The organism is Balneola sp., from assembly GCA_002694685.1.
Taxonomy (GTDB): Bacteria; Bacteroidota; Rhodothermia; order Balneolales; family Balneolaceae; genus Gracilimonas.
The window spans coordinates 165554-189525 of sequence record NZMW01000004.1; the positions used below are offsets into that span (position 1 = coordinate 165554).

Here is a 23972-nt window from a genome sequence, read left to right on the forward strand (position 1 = left end):
GTATTACTTCAACTCCACAACCGTACAACCAGCACCGCCCCGTTCAATAGGAGCCGTCTCTACACTTTTCACATCACTGCGGGTATTTAGGTACGACTGAATCTGGCTGCGCAGAATGCCATCGCCTTTGCCGTGAATAATATCTACTTGATTCATATTTCGGTACACCGCCCGATCAATATATTGGGTGACTTCATGAAGAGCATCCTCCGTTCTCATTCCCCGAACTTCGAGAGATGGTTTTACGAGTCCGGTCGTCAAGTCATTATCACCAACCATGACGGATGAGCGAGCTTTTGATTTCTTCTGCTTTGGCTTATCAACTTTCACCAGGTTTTTGAACTTGGTTTTAAGACGAAGTCCACCGGCCTGAACCACCACATTTTTCCCGTTGATTTCAACCAGTTCCCCGGTCGTATTTCCATCTTTAAATCGTACATGATCACCCTTCTGTGGAGGATCATCGGAGATCTGTTCCCGCTCTTCTTTCTTGTCTTCAATTTCTTCCAGGGACCGGTCAATCTCTTCTTTCTCCTGATCAACTTCCTTGCGAATTTCCTTGATCTCGTCTTTATCTGCCCGGTTCTGTTCAACAATTTTCTGCACAGCTTGTTCAACCCGCTGATTGGCAGAATCCATGATGGATTTCGCTTCTTTCAGGGCTTTTTCCCGAATTTTCTCCTTGTCTTTTTCGATAGCCTGAATCTTATTCTCGTACTTCTTTTGTTCTGATTCTGCTTTAGCCTGAAGTTTGGAATATTTGTCTTTGAGGTCTTCTGCTTGCTGGGATTTAGTTTCCAGTTCGGTGATCAGCGACTCCATCTTGTCCTTGGCTTCACCTAACAGCACCCGTGATCTTTTGAGTACACCTTTATCAAGATTCATTCGCTCGGCAATTTCAAAAGCATAGCTACTGCCGGGAATTCCCTTTTTGAATTTGTAGGTAGGAGAGAGTGAAGCCTGATCAAACTCCATAGAACCGTTAACCGCTTTGGGGTGCTCGTGAGCAAATACTTTTAAGGAACCATGGTGAGTGGTAACAATAATCTTTCCATTTTTATCTAATAGCTTCTCAATAAAAGACTGAAATAATGCACCACCTTCTTCGGGATCGGTTCCGGCAGCGGCTTCGTCGATAAGCACTAAACTTCCAGGTTCGAATTCCTCTATGGTTTCCCGCATCCATTTTAATCGGGATGAAAAAGTACTCAAGTCATTCTCTATGGACTGGTCATCACCAAGATCAACAAACAGACCGGAGAAAATCGGGATTTCAGAAGTTGGGTCGGCCGGAACGCCATAGCCGGATTGAATCATAAGTGCCATCAAGCCAACGGTTTTCATAGCAACTGATTTCCCCCCTGCGTTAGGCCCTGTGATCATGAGGCATTGTTCATCGGCTTCCAGTTTCAGAAAAAGCGGGATGATGGTTTCCCGGTCTTCCTTCTTTTTGATATTCAGATTCTTCAGCCTGAGAATAGGATTGTAGGCCTCTTTAACACTCAGATATTGGGTTTTTGATATGATGGGGATTTCTCCATCCAGTTTCTGAGTAAGCTTAGCCTTGGCATAAATCACGTCAATTTCAGCCAAACACGAGATATTTTGGTCTATATATTCTGAATTTTGACGAACATGCTGGGTGAGCTCTCTGAGTATACGTTCAATCTCGCGCTGTTCTTCAGCTTCAAACTGACGTATTTCATTATTCAGATTGAGTGCTTCAACAGGTTCTATGTATACCGTTTGCCCACTGGCAGAAACGTCATGTACAAAGCCCTGCACTTTTCGCTTGAATTCTGACTGAATGGGAATAACCATCCGTCCATTGCGAATAGTTGGGCCTTCATCCGAAGCCATTCCATCTTTATTCGCATCCTTCATTGAGCGGTTGATGGTAGTTCGCAAATCGTTTTTACGCTTGTTGAGTTTTTTGCGGATGGCTCGCAGTTCCGGGCTGGCATCATCCCGTAAATCCCCATACTCAGTGACCTTATCCTTAATACTTCGCTCCAACTCCTTTGTGGGGATCAGTCCTTCGGAAACTTTAGTGAGCCGGGGTAGTTGGTCTGCCCGGGCTTTGAAGAATTTTTTCACGTTTCGTGAGATGGAGCAAACCTTCAAAATATCCACAAAAGCAGGCAGTGGGATAATACTTCCTTCAGCTTTGGAGGCACTTAGATATTCGCGCACTTCTGGAAACTCGCCCAGCGGAAAAGGATCGGGGGAGATGATGACTTCGAGCATCTCTTTGGTCTGTTCCGTAAGCAGCTGCACTCGCTTTGGGTTTGAAGAGGGAGAGAGAGACTCCATAAACTCTTCAGAGCGTACCGATTGTGTTAATTCAAGCGTTGCTTTTCGAATCTGATCAAAGCCGAGTTTATCTAAAAGGGTATCAGGGTAAAGTTTCATTCAGGAAGTTAGTTGCCATTTATGCGCTCAACAAAGATACGGGGAATATGATTGTATTTCGAAGATGAATTAGGAGATCTTTTTCTCCAAATCTAAACTCAAGCTACTTCCTCTTGTTCATTTTGGCTTGACCCAAAACAAACCAAAAACTCAGGAAAACACGAAGATTGCAGGATTAATGAGATATGAATAGATCTAGCTCACGTAAGTCAAGTAGCGTTGATAGTAGTTTTTTACGTGTTTTCAGGAGGGCTATTAAAAATCTACTATTGGTACTTAATATCTGATTTAAAGAATCTCGTCCCCAATGAAGAGCTCGGGGACGAGTTCAAAATAAAGAAGAAGTATTACTCAGATCTTCGATCAATAATTTCATCTAATGTTGGTCTCTCACTTTGATCTAGTACGTTCTTCACAAACTTAAATTGAAAATATCCATAGTGGTAGGCATTAGAACCTAACTCATTATAGTTTTCATTAAAATATTCTTCTTCAGAAACACCTTCTGGTGTTGGATTCTCTAAAAAATTGGTTAAAGCATTTAATTTAGGCTCAATTGATGCTAAAAAATCACGCCCTTCCTGACTACTTTCTAAATAAGCGATAGTAATTTCATTTGCTTCGATTTCGCTCATATATCTATTTGGACTTAGCTGGCCATCCATTTCAGATTGCGCCCAATGCGCGAACTCATGATAATAGAAGAAGGTGTTAAAGAACGTTTCAAAAAATTCTTCAACATCCATATCAGATGCGTCAGCAAAGTCCTGCATTACTACTAACATCTCACTTGAAAGGTCGTCATACCAAGGGACGTAAACCGCATTACTAATTTGATTATAGTAGATGAGTGCATTCGAATTTGAACTAACAAAAACGATAGGGATTTCGCCAGTCTGGACATCTTGGTCTTCCATCATTGCTTTAAGTTCGTTGGCCATGGTTTTGCCTTTCTCAACAAGCTGTTGCTTTGGAGTTAGTTCTTCTGGGACATCTTCGACTTCTGTAGAGTCTCCCGTGCTATTTGATGAACAAGAAATGAATAGTAAAATTAGTATTGATAATATTGCTGTACCCTTCATTATAATATTGTTTTTATTATAAGTTGCGCCTACGATATTTAAATTAGGAGAAAAAATAAACCGGATTAAAAAATTTTAATCCCATGTTATTTCCTGTTAGCGTGGTGTATTTAGTAATGAAAATGAGCCCCTTTGAATCGTAAAGATGTCGAAAAAGAGTGGCTGAATCTAGACAAGGTTAAACCTAGTTTTTAAGCTCCTGCTTCACCTTCTCCATAATAAATCACCAGAAGTATTTTGCTAGATCTAGAAGTCGTGCCAATTCACTTGTTCATTTTGGCTTGACCCAAAACGAACCAAAAACTCAAGAAAACACGAAGATGTCAGTATTAATGAGCTGTGAATGAATCCAGCTCACGTAGGTCAAGTAGCGTTGATAGGTGTTTTTAACGTGTTTTCGGATTTAAGCCCGTTACAAGTTAGCAGCAGGTGTTGTTTGAATGAGCGATAATGTCATCCTTTGCACAAGCGAGGCGATTTCAATCCCTCGCGGGGGTGTATAGGGCAAGCTTTTTATTTTACATCCATCCAAAATGCTCCTACATTTCAGTTCAACAAAACAAGAGAAGCTTATGAAATTACCGATTTACCAAGCCGACGCTTTTACTTCTGAACTATTTGGCGGAAATCCAGCCGCAGTAATTCCGCTTGAGGAGTGGCTACCCGACGGCGTAATGCAAAATATCGCTGCTGAAAATAATCTCTCTGAGACGGCTTTCTTTGTTGAAGAAGGGGACAGCTTTAGATTACGCTGGTTCACTCCGGCAGTGGAAGTGGATTTATGCGGACACGCCACTTTAGCCACATCACACGTTTTATTTGAAGAATTAGGCTATGAGCAACCCACAATTAACTTTAACACCCTAAGCGGTGTTTTGTCGGTAGAAAAAAGTGGAGACCGCCTGGTTATGAACTTCCCCGCCGTTGAGCCATTACAGAATGAAGCACCAGCCATTTTATTTCAAGCTTTAGGGGTAGAGCGAACATCGGAAGTGTATAAGTCTGACGACTACATGGTAGTGTTAAATTCTGAACAGGAAGTTGCAAACCTGGATCCTGACTTTCGGATGTTGAATGAAGTAGATGCCAGGGGAATTATAGTCACGGCGCCAGGTGATGAAGTTGACTTTGTCTCCCGATTTTTTGCACCACAGGCCGGAATAGATGAAGATCCCGTGACGGGTTCGGCTCACACCAAAACAACTCCCTACTGGAGCAGGAAGTTGAAGAAAGATAAACTTTCAGCTCGCCAGATTTCAAAACGTGGGGGAGAGCTTATTTGTGAGATGAAAGGAGATCGGGTCGAAATCTCAGGGGAAGCAGTGACTTATATGAAAGGGGAGATTACTCTTGCTTGAAATCCTAATATTGTTAGTGATAGGTTTAGCTGCAGGAATTTTAGCGGGGTTGATGGGAATTGGAGGAGGAATCATTTTTACTCCGGTTCTCTTTTTTCTATTTGAAGCAGAAGGGGTACAAAATCCTGTAATATGGACGGTTGCATCGGGACTGTTTTGCACCTTTGTCGCTGCATTCGGCAGTACTGTTAGGCAATACGTTCAGGATAATATTTTTTGGCAGGAGGGAATCAAGTTAGGGGCGCTTGGTGCAGTGGGAGTATTTTTGGGTAAGTTAGTAATCACTTCTCCGTATTACAGCCGGACTGAATTCGTGATTTTCTTTAGCCTGATGCTGCTTTACGCAGCCTTTATGATGTTTCGGCGCGGTAATGACATCGACGACGAGTATAAGCGTAAGTTTGCAAAGCTAAAACTCGGCGAAACATCGGTAGCTGGAGGTCTTGGTGGCTTTGTGGCAGCTTTAGCTGGTGTTGGCGGTGGGGGAATCATGGTTCCTATTATGAATCTTTTCTACAAACAACCCTTTAGAAAAGCAGTAAGTGTTTCTCAGCTTGCGATGACTATCATGGTTTTTACAGGATGGGGGCAGTTAGCAATGGAAGCTGGTGCTATTTCCGGAATTACGGAATTTAGTGTTGGCTATGTGGACTTTGGGGCAGCGCTTCCCCTTTCAGTCGGCGGATTAATTGGAGGATTTGGAGGAGCTTTTCTGAATCACAAAATCAATCGTAAATATCTGCAGTGGGGATTTGCCGCATTAGCGGTTCTAATGGCCGGCCGACTGATATATGGTATTCTATGATTTACAATCTCAACGGCTATATATCGCATTAAAACGGATTACTAAGCTTGTATTACTCCATTGAACTTATTCGGCTGATCTCGGTCATTCTTATTACATTCACGCATATTCGCCATAATTTCACAGATGGTGCCATGTTTGTGCTGCTGGAACAAATTCCACTTTATGGTACACTGATCCTGTCCATTATTTCAGGATTTCTTTATTCAGAAATCACATCTAAGAAGGGAGGGTTGGTAAAGAAGAAAACCCGCAGTCTTTTGATTCCCTATTTGATTGCCAACATCGTTGTGATTATACCGGTTGTGATAGCCCATTTTTTTGGGATTGACGTATTGAACCGTCTGGATGTTGGGATTGAGCTGATAACTAATGGTTTGTTTTCCATATCAGCTGCACCAGTTAATCCACCCACTTACTTTATCAGGGATTTATTCATCATCTTTATGATTGTGGAAGTACTCAGAAGCCGAAACTACTATCTGCTTGTAGGCTTGATTGGATTAGCTTTTTTTGGTGAACTGCTTTTGCGGTATGATATTCTAATTCTGTTTCTGTCAGGAGTGGTGCTTTCAAAAGTTAATGGCATTCACCAAGAATACTTTTGGTGGAGTGTAATGATAACCGTATTAGGTGCGGCGGTTTGTTTCTGGTTCCAGATTCCATTTGAAAAACACGTGTTATCCATTCTCTTTTTCATTCTGCTTATTAATTGGAAAGTGGGTTTTATGGATGTAGGGGGATATTCTTATACACTACATCTATATCATTCACCAGTGATTGTGGTATTATTTCCCATCTTGTATGCATTTATACCAAACCCATATCTGCTGGTTGTAGCTCAGTTAGTTTGCGTATTTATTTTTGTAAGTCTGATTTTTCTGCTCATCCGAAAGTTCAAATTGAATGTAATGATCGGCGGGCGGTAAGAGGTTGATTGTTTATTTTTTACCACCTTTGTCATTTCGACCGCAGGGAGAAATCTAAAGATGTATTAAACCCAACTAAAAAAAGAAGCCCTCTATCAAAGGGCTTCTTTTGTGTGTTAGCAATCTATAGCTTTGAAAAAGCTATAATCCAGTAAAATCAGTGGTTCTTAGCCGTACCATTCCCATGGTTGTCGGTTTCAAACCGATATTGGTAGTTCAACAACTCCTTAGTCCATGATTTTTCGGAGGAACGCCGGCTGGTCGGTATCGTCCTTGCGGATACGTTCCGTGCGGCTTTGGAATGGCGCAATGTTATCCTGCGCTTCATTCTTTTGCTCCTCTTCGTTAGGAACTTCGATCTCTTCTTCCTGCTTTCGAACATTCAGATCGCGTCGCAGATAAGAGGGAGTGTCTAATTTTTTAAGGTTGTTTTCGCCTTTATAGTAATCACCAGTGCCACGCTGGAACTTGTTAGGAACATCGGCCTTCTTATTGGAAGACTGCATGTTTACCTGAGCATTTTCAGCTGCTTTGTTTAGTGATTCCTTGTTCGGTGCTACTTTTGCAGATGTTCGGTCTTCGGCAAGATCAAATCCTGTAGAAATAACCGTTACGCGGATTTCATCTCCAAATTCCTCATCCAGGACTGTACCGAGAATAATCTCTGCGTTGTCTCCGGCTTCCTGCTGGATGATGCTGGTTGCGGTTGTAGTCTCACGCATTCCAAGATTGGATCCGGCTGAGATGTTGACCAATACGTTACGTGCACCTCTTATACTCACACCGTCAAGCAGTGGAGAGTTGATGGCTGCACGAGCGGCCATTTCAGCTCGGTCAGCACCTTCTGCTGTAGCTGATCCCATAATGGCAGCACCACCGTCGCTCATGGTAGTGCGAACGTCAGCAAAGTCAAGGTTAATAAGACCAGGCATCAGAATAAGATCACTGATACCGCGCGTTGCATTATAAAGTACTTCATTTGCCATCGCGAAAGCTTCCATCAGGGAAGTGTTTTCGTCGGCGATATCGAGTAATCGCTCGTTGGGAATCACGATAACGGTATCGCAATTTTTCTTGAGTTCAGTGATGCCTTCAAGAGCATATTTTTTTCTCACTTTCCCTTCACATTCGAAAGGAGTAGTGATGATACCCACCGTCAAGATACCCCGGCGTTTGGCGATTCCGGCTACCACAGGAGCTCCTCCGGTTCCGGTTCCGCCACCCATGCCTGCCGTCACAAAAATCATATCGGCATTCTCGATGGATTCTTCAATTTCATGGCGGTTTTCTTCCACCGCTTCACGACCAATTTCAGGTCGTGCCCCGGCTCCAAGTCCATTAGTAAGTGCAGAACCTACCTGGATCTTGATATCTGCCATGCTGTTTTTAAGTGCCTGTGCGTCTGTGTTAAGAGCGATATACTCCACACTTTCGAGGCCCATGTTAATCATATTGTTTATAGCGTTTCCGCCACCGCCGCCAACGCCGATCACTTTGATCTTAGCGTTTTCCTGGCTCTGTTCGTCGAAAAAGAAACGTGAATTGTTAGCCATTGTTAACTCCTATTTGAGTTGTTGTATTTTTACTGGATTGTTATTGTAGATGATTGCTGATAGAAACGGTTCGTCATTGCGAGAAATGAGCTTTGCGAATACCGAAGCAATCTCCTTGATCCACTTGGGATTTTTTTAAAGGGAGATTGCGTCGTCGAAAGACTTTGAAGCCTAATTTTATCCAAAGTTGGTTCCTCGCAATGACAATCTTTATTTACTTCTGTTTCCATAGCGTTCTTGATTGCTGATTTTTTACTTCTAAAGCTCTTTGAACCAACTTTTCATGCGGTCGGTGATTTTCTGCATCACTTGTTCCACATTGGTGCCTTGCGATGATGATGGCATCATCGTTTGGTTGTTGGCTGTACCTGACCGAAGGGCGTGCATCACCAAACCTACGCCGGTAGCGTAAATAGGGCTGTTCACTTCTTCCTTCAATCCTCCTGTAATGCCCAGCGGAATTCCCACTTTGGCATCCAGTCCTAGTATTTCATTCGCAAGGGGACATACATTCTTCACAAGTGACCCGCCGCCGGTAATGACGACGCCTGCACTCATTGAATCAGCATATCCGCTGCGCTTAATTTCAATTCCCACGATTTCCAGGATCTCTTCCATCCGAGCCTGAACAATCTTGGCGAGAATACTCTTTGTGATTTCTTTGGGGGGTCTCCCTGCAATGCCGGGTACGGTAATGACTTCATCCTCTTCGATAAGATCAGCATAACTTTCGCCGTGCTTACGCTTCAGGGTTTCGGCCTGATCGTCAAGCACGCTCAGTCCAAGTCGGATATCGTCAGTTACTTTTTGTCCGGCAATGGCAATCACTGCGGTATGGCGGATAGTATTATCCTGGAAGATGGCTACATCAGTAGTTCCACCTCCGATATCCACCAATACTACACCGGCTTCTTTCTCCTCTTCGTCTAAAACAGAGTAGGAGGAAGCCAATGGTTCTAAAATGATGTCTGCAACCTGGTATCCGGCCCTTTCTACACAGCGATAAATGTTTTTTGCCGCTGATACCAGTCCTGTAATAATGTGTACTTCCGCTTCCATGCGCATACCACTCATTCCTACCGGGTCGCTGATTCCATCCTGCCCATCTACTACAAACTCCTGTGGTATCACGTGCAGAATCTGTTGGTCGGTCGGAAGCATGATACGCTGGCAATCTTCAAGCAGTCGCTCTACATCCTTAGCGGTAATTTCGTTGTCTTTATTGTTGATGGTGATTACACCCTTACTGCGCATGCTGCGGATATGATCGCCGGCAATACCCACATTTACAGAGTTCACCTGAATGCCTGAAGCCAATTCGGCTTGTGCAATAGCATCTTTAATGGCATTTACGGTTTTGTCAATATTAACCACAACTCCACGGTTCAGGCCATCGCTTTGAGCTTTGCCTACCCCGAGGATGTGAATACGTTCCTGCTCATCAATTGAGGCTACGATTGCGCAAATTTTGGTGGTCCCGATATCGAGACCTACCATGATGTTTTCATGTTCTTCCATGACGATCCGCTGTGTTTTTGTTGATTGCTAAATTTATTTTCTGGGTTGATGACGAAGCCGAGTCAATAGTCGTGGGGGCGTATTGTGATACGCCCTTACCTCCAATAGCTGAATAAAAATCAGAGACACTATCTTTTTTGCGTAAACCTCCCTTTGGCTCTCCAAGCAAAGTATCGAGTAACTTTCCTGCCCGAATCCCTCGTTCCGAACGCTCTGCGTCGGAACGGCTTGAGGATGATTTTTTAAGCATAGAATATCCCTGGATGTCGCTATAGGATAAATGGTCGAAGTTAAATTTCACGGGTCACCACCTGGTTTGTAAACCGAAGATCGATTTGTCGCATCGATTGGATCCCTTTCGTCCGGATTACATCCGTGTAAAAAGCTTTCCAGTTCTCCAGTTTGGTTTGAAAATCATTTCTCCCAAAAAGTAACTTCACTCCATTTTCATGGCTCAAAGCCACCACGCCATCGGTTTCATCAAATACCACCTCACTGATGGTATTCCAACCAAAGCCATCTATTTTGGCTCGCATCAAAAAGTCTCGTACTTGTGTAAATTCTTCTGTTTTAATGGTGTCGTCAGAAACAGCACTGTACCCATACAAAAGAGGAACATCCTGAGTCTTGCCTTCCAAAATGGGTAATCGTACTCCTTCAGCATCCACGTATATGCGGTTTGCACCATTTACCAGCAACGCAATAGGTTGCCGTTCAGCCACCGTCAATCTCAAATCACCACTGGGCTCGATATATGGTTTAACAGATCGCACGTAGTCTAATTTTACAACACGATCAACAACTGCATTCAAATCCAGGCTATCGGGTTTCACACCTAAAGGAATGTCAGCAGCCAGTTTTACCTGCTCGTATTCAGTGAAATACAGATCATTAACCTGAACATCCTGAACCGTTACATTCTTGTTCCAGTAGAGGGCAGCAAGTACAGCAATTCCAGTCACCATCAAAACGGTGGTAATCCAGGGCATTAAGCTTTTATTTGAATCTTGCTTACTCAACTATTTTGTTTTCGGTTTGAATTTTCCTGATTCCAATGCTTCTACAAACTCTTCGCCAAAGCGATAAATATCACCGGCACCCATCGTAATGATGATGTCTCCGGGTTCTGCAATTTCTTTCAGTGTTTTGGTTACTTCTACCTTGTCTTCCACATAAATCACATTATTGTGACCGTACTGCTCGGCCGTATCCGTAATTAATTTTCCGGTAACCCCTTCAATAGGTTTTTCCCGGGAAGGATATACATCCGTAACAATCAGCATTTCGGCATCAAAGAAAGAGAGCCCAAATTCCTTATATAAATCCTGAGTACGCGAGTATAAATGAGGTTGAAAGACCGCTACAATTCGACGGTCCGGCCATCCTTTGCGGGCAGCCTGTAGCGTCGCCTGTACTTCGGTGGGGTGATGAGCATAATCATCAATAACCATACACCCATTCTCATATTTAAGCTGGAAGCGGCGGAAAACTCCTTCATATCGCTCCAGTCCTTTTTTAATGAGTTTGAAATCGATGTCGAGTTCAAGTCCTGTTGCTATGGATGCAAGGGCATTTTTAACGTTATGCTCACCCGGTGATTTCAAAGTAATCACCCCAAGTTTCTCGCCTTCCCATACCACCGAAAAAGTGCTGGTAAAAGCATCTGACCTAATATCAGTAGCACGGAGTTGGGCTTGTGGGGTCAGACCATAAGTAATAACCCGCTTCTCTAATTCCGGAAGGATACTTCGTACGTTTGAGTCATCCAGGCAGACAATCACAGCTCCATAAAAAGGCACTTTGTTAGCATAATCGATAAAAGCACGCTTTACATCCTCCAAGTCATCATAGATGTCGAGATGCTCTGCTTCAATATTCGTTATGATAGCAATAGAAGGAGAGAGTCGAAGGAAGGTTCGGTCGAATTCGTCCGCCTCCACAACAATTAAATCGCCTTTACCAACTACAGCATTGGTTTTGTCGAAACTATGGACTTTCCCGCCTACAATTATAGTTGGATCATAATTTCCGTCTTGGGTAACATGCCCCACCATAGTGGTTGTAGTCGTTTTTCCATGCGTTCCGGCTACACCAATTCCGAACTTCATCTTCATGAGTTCAGCGAGCATTTCGGCTCGTTTAATGGTGGGAATGCGTTCTTCGATGGCGGCTATAGTCTCTACATTTTCATCTGCTTTTACAGCACTGGTATAGACCACAACATCGGCGCCTTCAATATTTTCAGCTTTGTGTCCTTTAAAGACGGTTGCTCCAAGTTCCTGAAGGCGTTTCGTAGTTTCGGTAACGGCACCGTCAGAGCCGGATATTTTATATCCGCGCTGTAATAAGATTTCGGCAATCCCGCTCATACCAATTCCACCAATACCCACCATGTGAATATGTTTAGTTCGGCCAAAAACGGGTTGTGTCTCGATGCGTTTTTCCACTACTGTTCTATAACTTCGATTTTGCGATTTCTAAAATTTCTTTGGCAATCAATTTTGCAGCATCCGGTTTCGCTAAATTCAATGCTGCTTGATTCATACGCTGCAGGTTTTCCTGATCAAAGATCAGCTGTTCTACCAATTCGGTCATGGTTTCTTTCATAGCATTATCCTCCAACAGTTTAGATGCACCTGCATCCACCATTGCTTTAGCGTTTTGTGTTTGGTGATCTCCGGCAACGTTGGGAGACGGGACCAATACACTAGGTTTTCCCGTAAGCATTAACTCCGAGCACGAACTGGCTCCGGCACGACTAATTACCAAATCTGCTGCTGCATATGCGCCTGCCATGTTGTCGAGAAAGGCTGTGAGCCGCAGGTTATCTAATTTATTTTCGTTGATTTCAGTGGAGAGCTCATCATAATAGCGGGCTCCACATTGCCAAATAATCTGTAAACCGGCGTCATCATGGAGCTTCTCAATATTGGCTTTCATAGCCTCATTGATGGTTTTTGCTCCACCACTTCCGCCCATAACGAGCAACACCGGTTTGCTATCATCAAAACCAAAAGACTTCAATGCTTTTGATTTATCAGCTCCGGTCAAAGTAGCACGGGTTGGGTTTCCGGTGACTTCCGTTTTTCCTTCAGGGAGATACTGATCCGCCTCTTTGAAAGCTGTAAATATCTTAACGGCAAATTTTGCAAGCAGTCGGTTGGTAACACCAGGGAAACTGTTCTGCTCTTGAATTACAATTGGAATACCTTTTTTGCCGGCAACCCATCCAACGGGGCCTGCTACGTATCCGCCACAGGAAACCACAACGTCCGGTTTATATCCGGAAAGAATTCTTAAACTCTGAACTAAACTGGTAGCCAGTTTCACCGGAAACATTAAATTTTTTAGGGTGAACCGTCGATGAAATCCGCTAATCCAAACATTTCGAATATCATATCCGGCTTTGGGGACAGCTTGCCATTCCATGTGGTCACGTGTTCCTACAAAAAGGATATCCGTACTTTGCTGTTCTTTCTTCAAAGCATCGGCAATAGCGATGGCCGGATATACATGTCCGCCCGTGCCTCCGGCAGCTAATAAAATGCGAGGGTTCTTATCCATAAAATATGGCCCTCCGGTCCCGATTATGTTTCGAGATATTGAGAAGGATACCCGCCATCAAACCGGCAAAAAGCATACTTGTGCCACCATAACTCACAAAAGGCATGGGAAGCCCCGTTACCGGAAGGATGCCACTGGCAACTCCGGCATTTACAAATCCATAAAAAACGATCGTCAGCGTACAAGCCACGGCCAGCAAAGATCCCAGGTGGTCTTCCGCATTTCGGGCAATAAATACGATGCCCCTGAATAGGATTAAAGTAAAAATAAGGATGAGCGACATTGCTCCAATCAGTCCATATTCTTCGGCTATAATCGCAAAGATAAAATCGTTATAAGGGGCAGGGAGGAAGTCGCGCTGTGAGCTCTTACCAATACCCACACCCATCAGTTCACCTTTAGCAATAGCAATGTGAGCCTGTTGCGCCTGATATCCGCTACCCTGGATGATATGGTCGCTGGGAATTTCTTTAATCTGGCTCAAATACTGCTCAATACGATCCTGTCTATTCGTTGACTGACCAAGCAGCAGAACGCCACCTAATATTCCTATCGCAACTAGTGAACCCAATTGAATCACACTTACACGTCCAATAAACATCACAACAAGGCAGATTCCCAATAGGATAGCTGCACTACTGAAATCCTCGATACCAATAAGTCCGCATGTTAAGATCACCCAGAACATGATGGGCATAAATGTCTTTTTAAAGTCTTTGATATACTCCTGCTTTTCACTCAAAAGCACACACACGTGAAGCATTAGGGAGACGGTAGCAACCATGGAAGGCTGAAAGGAAAAGCCACCTACATTCAGCCAGCGTTTAGCGCCAAACTGTTCTGTTCCAAAAGCCAGCACAGCCAGCAGGAGGAATAAACTGACAACCATACCAATTCGGCTAAACTTAGCAATGGTGTGATAATTCATCTTGGAAGCAATTAGCATCACAAAAAAGGCGATCCCTAATTTCACCAAGTGACCAATAATTAACTGCCCGGCCGTCGTAGATTTTGTTTCCGCAAAGAAAGCGATAGACGAATACACCGCGAGCATCCCGAAAGTCATCAGGATAACTACCGACATCAGCAGAAACCGATCGCTGCCTTGGTTGCGCGTATCGATATCCTCAGCTGTAGTGCCGATGATGTTGTTAATATTGCTATGTGGACTGGTGTATATCATATTTATAGTTGCAAAGTATCTAAGTGAGAGCGTTACAAAGTGGGTAGGATCAAAACCCACTTTGTAACGCTGTCACTATGTTACTCTGATTGTTATCACAATTTGTTTACTTCGTCTTTGAAAATTTTCCCGCGGTGTTCGTAACTGTCAAACATATCGAAAGAAGCACAAGCCGGACTTAATAGCACGACTTCTCCTCGTTTGGCACCCTTTTGAGCAGCTCGTACAGCTCCGCCCATGGTTTCAACACGTACAAAGTTGGGAGCCACATTTCCGAGTTGTTCTTCAACGCGATCTTTAGATTCACCAATAGCGATTACGGTATGAACCTTTTCGCGAATTTGGGATTCCAGCTCGCTGTAATCATTTCCTTTGTCGCGGCCCCCTAAAATCAGGGTAACAGGGACATGGAAACTATCCAGTGCAAACCATACGGCATTCACGTTGGTCGCCTTGCTGTCGTTGATGTATTTCACGCCATCTACTTCCCGAGCCATTTCAAGCCTGTGTTCAACACCGGTAAAGCTTTTCAGGCTTTCGCGGATGGCTTCATTTTTAATTTCTGCAGCTCGGGCTGCCAATGCTGTGGCAAGGCCATTACTTAAATTGTGCCGGCCTCGTAATCCTATTTCTTCTACTGGCATAAGTGGTTCTTCTTTGTCGTTGAATTTGAAGATGATATGATTGTCGCGAACAAACGCTCCTTCAGGGACTTCATTCGTATTTGAAAAAGCCCAAAGTTGGGGAGCAGATTGCTTTTGCTTTAGCTGTTCAACATGCTTTTGAATGATCGGGTCGTCATAATTAAAGATGAACCGATCATCCGCTGTCTGATTTTCTGTTATCCTGAATTTAGCCGCGGCATATGCCTCAATACTATATTGATAGCGGTTCAGGTGGTCCGGAGTGATATTCAAAATCATACTCACGGACGGTTTAAAATCTTTGATATGATCAAGCTGAAAACTGCTGACTTCAAGCAGGAAATCACCCTTATTGTTCTCAATTGTATCAGAAAAGGCTACACCAATATTTCCGGCAAGGGAATGATCTCGTTTAGCCGTACTCCAAACATGATCAAGCCAGTTTGCGACAGTTGTTTTACCGTTACTCCCTGTAACTGCAATAATATCCTGGTCAGTAAACCAGCCGGCAGCTTCAATTTCAGAAAACACTTCCTTTCCGTCATTAAAGTAATGCTGGATGATTGGTGATTCTGTTGGTACGCCAGGGCTCACAACTACAAAATCAGCTGACTTCGCTTTTTCGGTGTGTCCATTTTCCTCATAAGGAATGTTGGCTTGATCCAATTTCTTTTTTCCATCTTCAGAAATCTGTCCGTAATCAGATACAAAAATATCCGCTCCTTTTTTCTGAAGGAGGAGAGCAGCAGCAATGCCACTTTTGGCAGCGCCGATCACAACGATATGTGTGTTCTTAACTTCTCTCATCGGATTTTTAGCGTCAACAGACTTAGAATTCCCAGTAAAACCGTGATAATCCAAAACCGAACAACAATCTTCTGTTCAGGCCACCCTTTCTTTTCATAATGATGATGGATAGGGGTCATCAGGAATACCCGACGGCCTTCTCCATATTTTCGTTTGGTGTACTTGAAATAGGTTGTTTGAACAATCACGGACAGCGTTTCGAAAAAGAACACGCCGCAAATAAAAGGCAGTAATAATTCCTTATGAAGCATCAGGCCCAGGGCACCAAAAGCTCCCCCAAGTGCAAGCGAGCCAGTATCGCCCATAAAAACGGAAGCCGGGTTGGTGTTATACCACAAGAACCCAATACAAGCCCCAATTAGTGAGGCAGCAAAAATGGTGAGTTCTCCGGTTCCGGGGAGATAGATAATGTCTAGGTATCCAGAGGAATCAACCCGGCCGGATACGTAAGCAAAAATCGCAAATACAATTCCACAAATGGCAGATGTTCCGGCGGCAAGCCCATCAAGACCGTCCGTAAGATTCGTAGCATTACTTACTGCGGTTATTACAAAAACAGCGACGCCGAGGTAAATCATCCAGCCCAAGGTATCTCCGAAGTAGGCGTAATCAATGTTTACATTCTTCAGAAAGGGGACGGTAGAAAGTGAATTAAAGGTCTCAAAATCAGGGTGGAAGTACAGTACGGCTCCAACAACGAGGCCGACTATTACTTGTCCGGCAATCTTAAACCAACCGGCGAGTCCACTTTTATCTTTCTTGACTACTTTTATGTAATCATCAATAAAACCAACAATACCCAGGGAGAGCACCACAAATACAATGAGCCAGCTGTAGACGCTTTCCATTTTCATCCATAGGAGTGCTGGAATTACAATAGCCAAAATAATAATGACACCACCCATGGTTGGAGTTTCGCCTTTGGCAAGATGGCTGTCTAATCCAATGTCATCACGGATTACTTCACGCAATTGTAGCTTACTTAGCCAGTGAATGATTTTTTTACCCACAAAAAGGCTAATCAATAGGGAAGTAACAGCTGCAAGAGCGGTACGGGTAGAAATAAAAGCCACTGCTCCGGTTCCAGGAACATTATAGGTGGTATCAAGCCATGTGAAGAGTTCGTGTAACACTAATTCCCTCCCTTAGCTTTGGCCGTGAGAAATTCTTGTGCAATCTCGCGATCATCAAAGTGATGACGCTCACCATCTACTTCCTGATAATCTTCATGACCTTTTCCGGCAATCAGTATAATTTCATCCGCAGAAGCGTCTTCAATTGCTTTTTGAATGGCTTCCTTGCGGTCAGTGATGCTTTTTACATTTCCTAAATCATCAAAGCCATCTAGAATATCAGCGATAATTAAATCTGGATTTTCAGATCTGGGATTATCACTGGTTACAATGATTTTGTCAGCAAAGGCCGCAGCGGCTTGAGCCATTTTCGGTCGTTTGCCGGAATCACGATCGCCACCGGCTCCAAAAATCACCGTTAGCTTTTGATGTTCATCCTTAACCGAAGAAAGGGTAGAGCAAACATTTTGAAGAGCGTCTGGTGTGTGGGCATAATCAACGATTACGACCGGCAGATTCGCTCCTTCAACAACAACAGGCTCCATTCGGCCTGCGGCTCCTTTTGCTTCGCCTAACGCTGTAGCAATATCTTTGGAAGCTAACCCGAGTGCTTTACAGATCAGAAAGGCTTCACCTACATTATAGGCATTAAAGGCTCCTACTAAAGGACTTTCAATTTTTTCTCCATCAATAACAATGGTGATTCCTTCGGGAGAATTCTTCAGTATATGTGAAGATTCATTGCCAAAGCTTAGAAGTGATCTCTTTGCTTTGCAGTCTTTCATCATGAAATTACCTTGAGCATCATCTGTATTTACAACTGCAGTTGATGATTCAGGGAGGTTATCGAATAATATCTTTTTAGCCTTGGAGTATTCATCCAGCGTTTCATGATAATCGAGATGATCCTGGCTTAAGTTCGTGAAAGCAGCTACTTCAAAATCGAAACCGGCAACCCGATCTTGATCTAAGGCATGAGATGAAACTTCCATCACTAAATACTCTGATCCAGCTTCAACCATAGTTTTCATATCTCTGGCCAATTCAATAGGGTCAGAAGTAGTGAGCTTGCTGTCGAAAACGTCGTCTAAAATTCGTTTACTTACCGTTCCGAGTAGTGATGCTTTTTCTCCACAGGCACTCAAAACCTGATAAACAAGAGTAGCTGTTGTTGTTTTACCATTGGTACCGGTTATACCAATCACTTTTAAATCCTTAGCAGGATAATCAGCGAAAGCCTGAGCAAGAGGTCCAGCCAGCTTCTGTGTGTCTTCGACTTCTATAATGCAGACATCGTCTTCCGTGTAATACGATTCTTCACAAATGATGACTTTAGCACCACGACCGATAGCATCTTCCAAAAACATATGCCCATCAACCTGAGTGCCGCGAATTGCGATAAAAACAGTTCCCTCTTTCACATCACGAGAGTCGATGGCAAACGTAGTTATCTCTCCATCAAATTCTTTATTAGTGACGTGAAGCGGATTACAAATTTCTATGAGTTTATCTATCGTCAATTATCGCTTGTCTGTTTGAGTGAGTAATTCCAATGATCTCGCTTTGCCGCGAACGGTTACGGTATATCCCTTTCGAAGCAGTTGTCCCTTTTTGGGATACTGCGCAAATACGGTTCCTGAACCAATGATTTCAGTTTCAAGACCGCGTTCGGTAAGTAAATTTGTGGCCTGACGCATATTCATGCCAATCAGGTCTGGGATTTCGGAGTAGCCGTCTTTTACTTTTGCACTATCAGAAGCAGCATAAGTTTCCGACAAAGTGAGAGAAATTTCTTGCCCAATGAGTATTTCTGTTCCGGCTTCAGGAGTTTGTTCTGTGATGTATCCTGATTTACCGTCTATTTCATAAGAAAGATTTAAACTGGTGAGGAGATTTTTTGCCTGTTTTTGAGTAAGTCCTTTCAGGAAGGGAACTTGAGCAAAGAGAGGTTCTTCATCTGCACTTCCTTTCATATTCTGCTGAATATTATTGTCTAACCCTGCAATACGCTTGGCAATGTTTCGGAAAATTGGAGCTGCTGTATATCCGCCGTAACCGCTTGTCTTAGGTTCATCAAGAAGAATAAAGCATACATATTGTGGGTCGTCTACAGGAAAAAATCCAACAAAAGAACCTCGATAATTATTGGTATAGCGCCCCTTAACTACTTTTTTAGCCGTACCGGTTTTACCGGCAATTCGGAGCCCATTAACCTGCGCAAGATCACCGGTTCCAGAATCAGTAACTACACTTTCAAATACAGGATATAATTTCTCCAAAGTGGATGTTTTGGCAATTCGCCGAATTTCAACAGGCTCATGCTTTGAAACTACTTCTCCATTTTTGTCCTCAATGCGCTCAACCAAATAAGGACGCATCATCCGGCCATCGTTTGCAAATGCCGCATAAGCCTGAGCAATCTGCAGGGGAGTGGTTTGAATTTCATAACCGTGTGACATCCAGGGCAGCGTTACCAAACTCCATTCATAGGGTTTAGCAAGCCGGCCTTCAACTTCACCTGTAAGATCAATGTTTGTGCTCGATCCAAAACCCATATTGCGTGCATACTGATAGAACACTTCTTTGTCCATTCTCATAGCCAGTTCGGCTGTAGCGACGTTCGAAGATTTTTGAATTACTTCCTGGAAAGTCAGATTTCCGAGCGGGTCGTGATCTCTTAGGACTAAATCATGAATTACAACTTCGCCATTTTCAGGGGTTTCGATGATCTCGTCAAAATCAACAACACCTTGTTCTACTGCGGCGATTGCAGTTACCAGCTTAAAGGTGGAGCCGGGTTCAATCATATCAGAAATAGCAAAATTACGACGATTTTCTTCTTCAACGCTTCCCGGGTAATTAGGATCATAAGTAGGGTAATTCGCCAAAGCTTTAATAGCTCCTGTTCGGGGATCCATGATGATGCCCGTTCCGTAATTAGCCAGATGTTTATCAACACCGGCTTTAAGTTCATCTTCCAAAATAGCCTGTAAGTAGGCATCTATAGTGGTGTGGAGTGAGTAGCCGTTGCGCGGAAGTTTTTTAGGAGCACCGACATATTCAAAAATTCTGTTAAAAGGATCACGACGAACCTGACGAACGCCATCTTCACCCTTTAGCTCATCATTATAATAGGCTTCAAGTCCAATTCGGCCATTGGTCTCATGATTTACAAAACCGAGTGCATGGGCTCCTAAAGACCCAAATGTATATTTCCGGCGGTAATTCTCTTCAAGGATAACTCCGTCTAAGTCAAGAGCTCTGATTTCATCTTTGGCAACAACAGAAAGATTTGTTTCCAATACGATGTATCGAGATCGAGAAGGAGCGGAATTGATTTTGGATCGATAAAATGAAACCGGCTTATTTGTTAAAGCAGCTAATTTGGTAGTCAGTAAAGCAACTTGTTCTTTAGGGACACCAACTTTCCCATCTACCGTTACTTTAGGATCAAAAGCGAGCTTATAATCTACAGCGTTAGTAGCTAATAGAGTGCCATTGGCATCATATATATTTCCACGCTGGGCAGGAATAGGAATTTGATCGACCGCTTGTTTGCTCCAAAGCGCGCGAAGTTCTTCTCCTTCAAAGTAATTGATCCGGATTAACTGGAAACCCAGTGCGCAAGGGATGAGAAGTATCAACCCAAGAACGATAAACATTCGGCTTAATATGGCAGTGCGTTCATCCATCTGATTACTCCTTTATGATGATGACTTTATCTGCCGGACCGCCGTTTACAAAGCCTTGTTCTTCGGCTTTACGGTAAATCTCCGCAGGACCAATCATTCGGTCATGGCGAAGTTTAAGCTCATCGTATTGAGCCCGGGCGCGATTGTATTCTGCTTCCAGCGTCTGTACTTCTTCGAGAAGTTGCTGAGTAGCAAATACGTGGGTAAGATAGAGCAAACCTAATGCCCCGATGATGATACTTCCTACAATCACCTTCCAGGGTTTGACCTTGGGGAGGCCAATTTTAGTGCTTGCCTTACCCGTATGCTTTGCCTGACGTTTGTTTTTTGGGGAGGAAGATTTATTGTCGGGCAAAGATACTTTGCGAAGGTTTGGGCGAATGTCATGCTTTTTAAGTGGGGATTGCACGATCATGATCCGCCCCCTTCTACTTTTTCAGCAATCCGGAGTTTAGCGCTCCGGGATGCTGGATTTACGGAAACCTCTTCTTCTTTGGGGGTAATAACCTGTTTAGTAACAGGCGTTATTGGGGATATCGGGTTTCCGTAAAAGTCTTTCTCAATTTTGCCTTCAAAGTTACCGGCTTTAAAAAAACGTTTAACAATGCGGTCTTCGAGGGAGTGGTACGAAATAGCAACAATACGTCCGCCGGGCTTCAAAACTTCGAGCGATTCTTCCATCACTCGTTCCAACATATCCAGTTCGCGATTTACTTCAATGCGAATTCCCTGAAATACTCGTGCAAGAGATTTTATCTCATATCGCTTGTTCACGACTTCGGAAACAACTTTCTGTAATTCACCAGTTGTTTCGATAGGGCGGTTTTCAATAATTGCGCGGGCAATCGGGCGACTTTGTTTTTCTTCGCCGTAGTGAAAGATCACATCACGCAGCTTTTCGTACTCATATTCATTTACCACCTGATACGCAGAAACTCCGGAAAGATTTCCCATCCTCATGTCGAGCGGACCATCTTCCTGAAAACTAAATCCCCGTTCCGCTTCCTTAATCTGATGAGTTGAAACACCTAAATCTAATAGGATTCCGGCTATCTGACCGTGGGTTTGGGGAGGTAGAAGAGTGGCCAGATAGCCGAAATTTCCTTTTATGGGGATAAAGCGAGGGTCATTACCAATATTTGCTGAAGCAGCTTCAAGTGCTTCATCGTCTTGGTCGATACCATAAAGCCTTCCATCTTCGCCGAGGTGTTTTAAAATTTCTTTGGAATGTCCACCACCTCCAAGAGTGCCATCTACATAGATGCCATCCTTGTCCGTGATGAGGCCCTCAACGGATTCATTTAATAAAACCGGGATATGTTGGTGATATGTAGTCATCTCAAGCAACATCGGTTTCAGGATTATCTCCCATCACTTGTTCAAAAATTTCTTCAAAGGCTCCGTCGTCGAGGGCAGCATCAGCTTCCTCTAATTTAGCCGGGTCCCACACCTCTATATATTCACCCATTCCAAGGAATACCGCTTTGCCGTTGATGGCAGCATATTCTGTGAGGTCGGAAGGCAGGGCAATACGGTTTTGCTTGTCAAGGGACACGTCTTCCGCATAGCGCAGAAAATTTCTTTTAGCGAGTCGGCCTTTTTTGGTGAAGTTATTTATGCGGGATAGTTTTTCTTCAACATGAGACCACTCATCTTCGGGGTATAAATAAAGGCAGGATTCCTGACCGCGTACAATAGTAAAGCGTTCTTGTGCGGAAGGACTCAAAGATTTGCGTAACTTGGCAGGGAAGGCCACGCGGCCTTTGGCATCTATACTATGCTCGTATTGTCCTTTAAAACTTGGCACGATATCCCTGCGTGATTTTAGATTGCTTATATATAAGGTGAAAAAGAGAAGTCCCCACTATCTCCCACTTCACCCCACAATGTACCCTAAAGAACCACTTTGTGTCAAGAGGTTTCCCTGAGAAAGTTTAAAAATAGCGTAGGTGCGTTTTTTGACAGCTGGGGCAAGTTTTTGATTAGCTTAACATATCTTGCATATATGTAGCGCAGAATGGCTTTTTTATGATTAGCTCAAAAGTCAGTGCGGAGAAATTACTGAAAAAATAGCCTGGTGGGAGAGAGTGGTAGACTTTTTAGAGGTGCTAGAAAAACACGCCAAATTGATCGAATTTCAAACAGATTTAGGGTCCAGCTTTAGCAGTCTTTTGCTCGGTCAGGAAATATAGTATTAGTTCTCAAGCAGATTATATTTCTTCATAATTTCTAAAACTTCAGGAATTGGAAGAGCTTCCTGAGTATGTCCGCGATCTCCGGTTATTGTGGTTGCCATAAATAGGGAATTTAAAATGGCTTCTTCAGTAGCTTCTACTGCTGCAAGAAAAAGCGGGGTGGTGGCTGAGTTTTCGAGTTCGGTATAAGTTTGAGTTGATCCAGAATTTCCGGTTTCGATTCTAACATCTTCACTCGTTGAAAACGCGATCACATAATCGCCACTTCCATTAGAGGCAAAACCACCAACACGGGCAATTCCAAGTAAAGCTCTTTTGGCGAGTCGTTCTAAATTTCTTGAAAGGAGGGGAGCATCAGTAGCCACAATAATCATGATAGAGCCGTCCACATCATAAGGTACTGCACTTGCTAGGTAGTGATTCTCAAGTTCTTCCCCAACCGGCGCTCCGTTTATAGTTAGCACTCCTCCAAAATTAGACTGAACCAAAACGCCAACAGTGTACCCTCCCAGCTTTTCAGGGAGCTGCCGAGAAGAAGTCCCAATTCCACCTTTAAAACCCAGCGCTGAAGTTCCAGATCCGGCACCAACAGAACCTTCTTCAACAGATCCTGTTTTAGCATTTTGGATAGCTTCGGAAACATGCTCCATAGTAATGTGCCGACCTCGGATATCATTCAACCAGCCATCATTGGTTTCTCCAACTACCGGATTTACTGATCGCACATTTTCATTACCGGCCTGATTTAAGATATAATCAGTAATTCCATTGGCTACGGTATGAATACTCAATGTATTGGTTAGACCAATAGGTGTTTCAATTTCACCCAACTCTCTGATCTGTGTAAACCCCAATGCTTTTCCATATCCATTACCTACATATACTGCCGCAGGTACCCGGCTTTTAAATACATCGCCCTGATGAGGGAAAATCATTGTTACACCGGTTCGGATATTTTCGCCTTCTATAACCGTTGCATGCCCCACACTTACCCCATCTGCATCAGTGATAGCATTGATAGGTCCAGGTGTTAGGATTCCCGGTTTGATACCAAGGTCTCTGGCGCGTTGGCGGTCTTGGGAATAAGAAGTATTTGTAGCTAACGTAAGAGCTAGAAAAACTAAAAGTGTTTTCATAAAAATCATGATCTGAAATTT

Annotated in this window: 20 protein-coding genes; 3 read left to right on the plus strand and 17 right to left on the minus strand. The window is 43.5% G+C overall.

Annotated elements, in window-relative coordinates:
- Positions 1-3 precede the first annotated feature (3 nt).
- Entirely contained in the window at positions 4-2412 is a 2409-nt protein-coding gene (locus tag CL667_06240) for a hypothetical protein (protein ID MAL17292.1), read from the minus strand.
- A 347-nt stretch (positions 2413-2759) separates the two neighbouring features.
- Complete coding sequence (locus CL667_06245) at positions 2760-3494, minus strand: hypothetical protein (GenBank protein MAL17293.1); 735 nt, start codon at positions 3492-3494, stop codon at positions 2760-2762.
- A gap of 572 nt (positions 3495-4066) precedes the next feature.
- On the opposite strand from CL667_06245, the gene CL667_06250 reads away from it, so the two are divergent.
- The 3 genes from CL667_06250 to CL667_06260 are packed head-to-tail and all read left to right on the plus strand — an operon-like array spanning position 4067 to position 6586.
- Positions 4067-4852, plus strand: coding sequence for an isomerase (locus CL667_06250; protein ID MAL17294.1), 786 nt, complete (start codon positions 4067-4069; stop codon positions 4850-4852).
- Positions 4845-5657 carry a hypothetical protein gene (locus tag CL667_06255; GenBank protein ID MAL17295.1) on the plus strand — a complete coding sequence of 271 codons (813 nt, stop codon included), beginning with the start codon at positions 4845-4847 and terminating at the stop codon, positions 5655-5657. Before CL667_06250 ends, CL667_06255 begins: the two co-directional genes overlap by 8 nt.
- A gap of 47 nt (positions 5658-5704) precedes the next feature.
- The gene (locus CL667_06260) at positions 5705-6586 is read left to right on the plus strand and encodes a hypothetical protein (GenBank protein MAL17296.1); all 882 of its coding nucleotides are present in this window, start codon (positions 5705-5707) and stop codon (positions 6584-6586) included.
- 227 nt (positions 6587-6813) lie between these two features.
- Here the strand turns inward: CL667_06260 and CL667_06265 are convergent, their stop codons facing one another.
- The 15 genes from CL667_06265 to CL667_06335 all read right to left on the minus strand — a co-directional run bounded on the left by CL667_06265 (position 6814) and on the right by CL667_06335 (position 23951).
- Complete coding sequence (locus tag CL667_06265; protein ID MAL17297.1) at positions 6814-8139, minus strand: cell division protein FtsZ; 1326 nt, start codon at positions 8137-8139, stop codon at positions 6814-6816.
- A gap of 258 nt (positions 8140-8397) precedes the next feature.
- Positions 8398-9657, minus strand: a complete 1260-nt coding sequence (gene ftsA, locus CL667_06270) for a cell division protein FtsA (GenBank protein ID MAL17298.1) — start codon at positions 9655-9657, stop codon at positions 8398-8400.
- Positions 9644-9958 (minus strand): hypothetical protein, encoded by a 315-nt coding sequence (locus CL667_06275; protein ID MAL17299.1) that lies wholly within the window; start codon positions 9956-9958, stop codon positions 9644-9646. The genes ftsA and CL667_06275 overlap by 14 nt, the downstream gene beginning before the upstream one ends.
- Positions 9948-10676 carry a hypothetical protein gene (locus CL667_06280; GenBank protein ID MAL17300.1) on the minus strand — a complete coding sequence of 243 codons (729 nt, stop codon included), beginning with the start codon at positions 10674-10676 and terminating at the stop codon, positions 9948-9950. Before CL667_06280 ends, CL667_06275 begins: the two co-directional genes overlap by 11 nt.
- Positions 10677-12104, minus strand: coding sequence for a UDP-N-acetylmuramate--L-alanine ligase (locus CL667_06285; GenBank protein ID MAL17301.1), 1428 nt, complete (start codon positions 12102-12104; stop codon positions 10677-10679).
- Positions 12105-12111: 7 nt separating this feature from the next.
- The gene (gene murG / locus CL667_06290; GenBank protein ID MAL17302.1) at positions 12112-13221 is read right to left on the minus strand and encodes an undecaprenyldiphospho-muramoylpentapeptide beta-N-acetylglucosaminyltransferase; all 1110 of its coding nucleotides are present in this window, start codon (positions 13219-13221) and stop codon (positions 12112-12114) included.
- Entirely contained in the window at positions 13214-14404 is a 1191-nt protein-coding gene (locus tag CL667_06295) for a hypothetical protein (protein MAL17303.1), read from the minus strand. The genes murG and CL667_06295 overlap by 8 nt, the downstream gene beginning before the upstream one ends.
- A 95-nt stretch (positions 14405-14499) precedes the next feature.
- Complete coding sequence (gene murD / locus CL667_06300; protein MAL17304.1) at positions 14500-15855, minus strand: UDP-N-acetylmuramoyl-L-alanine--D-glutamate ligase; 1356 nt, start codon at positions 15853-15855, stop codon at positions 14500-14502.
- Positions 15852-16988 carry a phospho-N-acetylmuramoyl-pentapeptide-transferase gene (locus CL667_06305; GenBank protein ID MAL17305.1) on the minus strand — a complete coding sequence of 379 codons (1137 nt, stop codon included), beginning with the start codon at positions 16986-16988 and terminating at the stop codon, positions 15852-15854. Before CL667_06305 ends, murD begins: the two co-directional genes overlap by 4 nt.
- Entirely contained in the window at positions 16988-18448 is a 1461-nt protein-coding gene (locus CL667_06310) for a UDP-N-acetylmuramoyl-L-alanyl-D-glutamate--2,6-diaminopimelate ligase (GenBank protein MAL17306.1), read from the minus strand. The genes CL667_06305 and CL667_06310 overlap by 1 nt, the downstream gene beginning before the upstream one ends.
- A complete protein-coding gene (locus tag CL667_06315) occupies positions 18449-20620 on the minus strand; it encodes a hypothetical protein (protein MAL17307.1) in 2172 nt (723 codons plus the stop codon).
- A gap of 4 nt (positions 20621-20624) precedes the next feature.
- A complete protein-coding gene (locus CL667_06320) occupies positions 20625-21035 on the minus strand; it encodes a hypothetical protein (GenBank protein ID MAL17308.1) in 411 nt (136 codons plus the stop codon).
- Entirely contained in the window at positions 21032-21985 is a 954-nt protein-coding gene (locus tag CL667_06325; GenBank protein ID MAL17309.1) for a hypothetical protein, read from the minus strand. Before CL667_06325 ends, CL667_06320 begins: the two co-directional genes overlap by 4 nt.
- On the minus strand, positions 21960-22427 hold the full coding sequence (gene mraZ / locus CL667_06330) for a division/cell wall cluster transcriptional repressor MraZ (GenBank protein ID MAL17310.1): 468 nt from the start codon (positions 22425-22427) through the stop codon (positions 21960-21962). The genes CL667_06325 and mraZ overlap by 26 nt, the downstream gene beginning before the upstream one ends.
- 387 nt (positions 22428-22814) lie before the next feature.
- A complete protein-coding gene (locus tag CL667_06335) occupies positions 22815-23951 on the minus strand; it encodes an aminopeptidase (GenBank protein ID MAL17311.1) in 1137 nt (378 codons plus the stop codon).
- Positions 23952-23972: the final 21 nt, after the last annotated feature.

Bases quoted from the DNA above. Each gene is read 5' to 3' on its own strand.
- CL667_06240 (MAL17292.1), bottom strand. From the start codon at position 2,412: ATGAAACTTTACCCTGATACCCTTTTAGATAAACTCGGCTTTGATCAG.
- CL667_06335 (MAL17311.1), bottom strand. From the start codon at position 23,951: ATGAAAACACTTTTAGTTTTTCTAGCTCTTACGTTAGCTACAAATACT.
- CL667_06265 (MAL17297.1), bottom strand. From the start codon at position 8,139: ATGGCTAACAATTCACGTTTCTTTTTCGACGAACAGAGCCAGGAAAAC.
- CL667_06315 (MAL17307.1), bottom strand. From the start codon at position 20,620: ATGGATGAACGCACTGCCATATTAAGCCGAATGTTTATCGTTCTTGGG.
- ftsA (MAL17298.1), bottom strand. From the start codon at position 9,657: ATGGAAGAACATGAAAACATCATGGTAGGTCTCGATATCGGGACCACC.
- murD (MAL17304.1), bottom strand. From the start codon at position 15,855: ATGAGAGAAGTTAAGAACACACATATCGTTGTGATCGGCGCTGCCAAA.
- CL667_06320 (MAL17308.1), bottom strand. From the start codon at position 21,035: ATGATCGTGCAATCCCCACTTAAAAAGCATGACATTCGCCCAAACCTT.
- murG (MAL17302.1), bottom strand. From the start codon at position 13,221: ATGGATAAGAACCCTCGCATTTTATTAGCTGCCGGAGGCACGGGCGGA.
- CL667_06250 (MAL17294.1), top strand. From the start codon at position 4,067: ATGAAATTACCGATTTACCAAGCCGACGCTTTTACTTCTGAACTATTT.
- CL667_06295 (MAL17303.1), bottom strand. From the start codon at position 14,404: ATGATATACACCAGTCCACATAGCAATATTAACAACATCATCGGCACT.
- CL667_06245 (MAL17293.1), bottom strand. From the start codon at position 3,494: ATGAAGGGTACAGCAATATTATCAATACTAATTTTACTATTCATTTCT.